Origin of the sequence: Actinospica durhamensis (genome assembly GCF_018139695.1) — a bacterium.
Classification (GTDB): Bacteria; Actinomycetota; Actinomycetes; order Streptomycetales; family Catenulisporaceae; genus Actinospica; species Actinospica durhamensis.
Genome location: NZ_JAGSOG010000490.1, coordinates 1 through 2835, shown reverse-complemented (window position 1 = coordinate 2835; position 2835 = coordinate 1). Strand labels below are relative to the sequence as shown.

Sequence of the window (2835 nt, the reverse complement as noted above, 5' to 3'; positions counted from 1 at the left end):
GCCGGAACTGTCTTCACGGCGTGGACCGGTGCACGACAAGAACATTACCCGGTTTGACCGTTATGTCCAAATTCCCCGCATTTCTCGACGCGACGTGACTTCGCCATTACCGAGCGTCTAAGAAATGACGGAAGAATGGCCGGGACGGAGCCTGGGAATGGCGCGCATAGGCCATTCAATGTGCCACTGACCAGCGGAGTCACCGACGGAGCGGCTTTGCTGGCCCATTTCCGTGCATTCCGTGCGGCAATAGTTGCCGAGTGTGATCGCGGGTCGGGTTATCTATATGGCGGGCATTCACGGCGCGGGAGATGTTGCTTTGCGGGTACGGCTGACTTCGCTGTGTAATGGAATGGCTTATGTGTGGGCTGCGGCCGACAGTCGTCCGATAGTCGGAGGCGAGGGGGCCTGCCCACGCCCCGGCGGTCATCCACCGGGGCGTGGGCGGGCGCCTCCTGCCGGCTGCTACCGGAGGAAGCCCGTCACGACCTGGGGCAGCGTGGCGTCGAATCCGGCGATCTGCAGTACGCCTTCGTCGCGGGGGTCTGCGATCGAGTGTCCGGCCGCGGTGAGTGATGCCACCACGCAGCGTGCGGCCGGGTTGATGCCCGACCGGTAGCTCGCGAGCGCCTGCGAGGGGTGGATGCGTCCGGCCCAGGTCTCGTTGTCGGTCAGGACGAGTACGCCGTCGACCTCGAGGCGCTGCGCCAGGGCGTGGGAGAACGGCAGTGACAGGTCCGTCCCGCCGCCGGACGGGCGCCAGGTGTCGATCTCCCGCAGGTTTGTGCGCGGTGTGATCCGTGAGGCGTGCACCACCGTGTCGACGTCGATCACGTGCGCGTTCGCGCGCTCGATCCTGGCGAGGATCGTCGCCATCGCACACGCCACCTGGTATGCCGTGCCCAGCGGCGAACCCGACGCGGTCATCGACCCGTACGACATCGAACCCGAGGAGTCCACGGCGATCAGCAGGCGCTTGCCGGACGGCTCGATGTGCCCGAACGACAGGTCGAACGCCTCTTCGAGCGCGTCCTTGATCTGTGGCACCGGTGTCCAGCTCTGCGCGGGCGCCTTCGGGTTCGGCCGTGAGCAGCCCGAGGCGTAGACGCGCAGCGCGAGGTACACGTCGAGCGGGTGGATCCGGCCGGCTGCGAGCGCGTCACGGTCCGTCAGGCGTGCTGCGGCGCGCCGGGTCGCCTCTCCCATCGGTGTCAGCGTCCCGATGCGGGTCATGCGGGCGAGATTGCGGATCAGCGCGGTCATCCCGACGGTGTCGATGAGCGCGTCCCACACCTCAGGTTCCGTCAGTACGGCGTCGGGCAGGAACTCCCACGGCACGCCCCGCCCGGTCACCACGCCGACGGCCTCGGCGGCGGATGTGACGGCCTTCGCGGTCAGGAAAGCGTCCACCGAGGGCAGCAGCTGCCGTGCCTCGGCGTCGTCCACGTTGCCTGCGATCCACCCGAACAGGGCCCGGCGCTGCGGCGACTCCGCCTTCGGGTGCGCGATCCGCAGCACGTCGCGCAGCGAGAACGGCTCACCCTGCGGTGTCTTGCGGGCTGCGGCCTTGCACGCCTGGAACGCCACCCGGTCCGGCGGCTGCGAGGTCAGCAGGTCACCGAGAGCGCCTCGCGCCACGCGCCCGGTCTTGGGTGCGGTGCCGTTCCCGGTCGCCTTGCCGTGCAGCGCCTTCCAGTACCCGAAGAAGTTCGCCTGGTGGAAGGTGGTGCGCGCGACCTGCGGCAGCGCGGTCCGGGCTGCGCGCCGGGTCTCCAGGTCCCCGTTCGTGATGGCGGTCGCGAGCAGGAACAGCGCCGGGTGGTTGCGCGGCGCACGCGGAGGCCTGCCGGTCGAGACCTCGACGGCCAGGGCCACGGCACGCTGACCGTCGGCCGCTACCGCGCCGTTGACGACCTGTACGTTCTGGAAGGTGTGAGTCTGCTCGCCCACGTAGTAGGTGCCGCCGGCCGTCCCCAGGACGAGGAAGTCCTCCAGCGTGCGCCACAGGTCCTTGGCGAACGTGTGGCCGCCGGCGTTGTTGCGCACCATCTCGGCCTCGCGGCCGGGGATCGGCCGGGACTGCGGGGTGGCCGCAGCGGCGATGGCCGCGAGCGGATCGCGGGACATGGGTGTACTCCCAAAAAGCTCGACCCGCCGCGGGGGCGGATGTGGATGAAGCTGGAGCGGATGTGGTTGTGGCCGCCGCGTTTATTGCCATAGACCACTCGGCCACCGCCGCCAGAGCGACGGACGGGATTCGAACCCGCGATTACCTGACGGTAGATAAGCAACAGCCTTCGACCCGCTCCGGACCATCACGCAGGCGGCCGGATATGGGGGCGACCCGCCGGGGTTCAAATGAGCTCTGCCGGGCTGAGCTACCGCCGGGGCAGTCCCCGGCGAGCGGGATTCGAACCCGCGACCGCATCCTCCAGGTAACCGACAGGTCTTCGACCCGCCCGCCTGCGTGGATCAGTGTTCAGTTGTGTTCAGTTGTCGAAGTAGGTGCCCGGATGTGGTTGCGATCCCCGCCGTAACTGCTCTGCCAGCTGAGCTACAGCCCCCGAAGGCGCCGCTTGGACTCGAACCAAGGACCTGTCGATTATGAGTCGATAAGCGAGGATCTTCGACCCGGACGTCGAAGCACTATGCCGCCGCGCGATCGGGAACAGAGCGGACCTGTGGGGCGGCCACCGGGATCATCCTGTCGCCAAAGGCAACCGATGATCATTCGACCCGCTCCACGCCCGATCCCACGGACGCGCTGCGCCGACGATAGCGCACCCAGGTCCGTTGCCACGACGGGTTTTCGGCGATGCCGAAGCTACCCCGGCC

At 68.2% G+C, this 2835-nt stretch carries 1 protein-coding gene and 2 tRNA genes; all 3 read right to left on the bottom strand.

Translation table 11 applies throughout. The features are described 5' to 3' along the window. Positions 1–465 precede the first annotated feature (465 nt). The gene (locus KDL01_RS40280; RefSeq protein WP_212533992.1) at positions 466–2127 is read right to left on the bottom strand and encodes a TROVE domain-containing protein; all 1662 of its coding nucleotides are present in this window, start codon (positions 2125–2127) and stop codon (positions 466–468) included. Between the two features lie 115 nt (positions 2128–2242). Then, positions 2243–2387: transfer RNA gene (locus tag KDL01_RS40275), tRNA-OTHER, on the bottom strand. A gap of 180 nt (positions 2388–2567) precedes the next feature. Continuing rightward, positions 2568–2656, bottom strand: a tRNA-Ser gene (locus KDL01_RS40270). Positions 2657–2835 lie beyond the last annotated feature (179 nt).

What these genes read in the sequence shown, in the direction of transcription:
- KDL01_RS40280 (WP_212533992.1), bottom strand. Translation starts at nt 2,127, where the DNA reads ATGTCCCGCGATCCGCTCGCGGCCATCGCCGCTGCGGCCACCCCGCAG.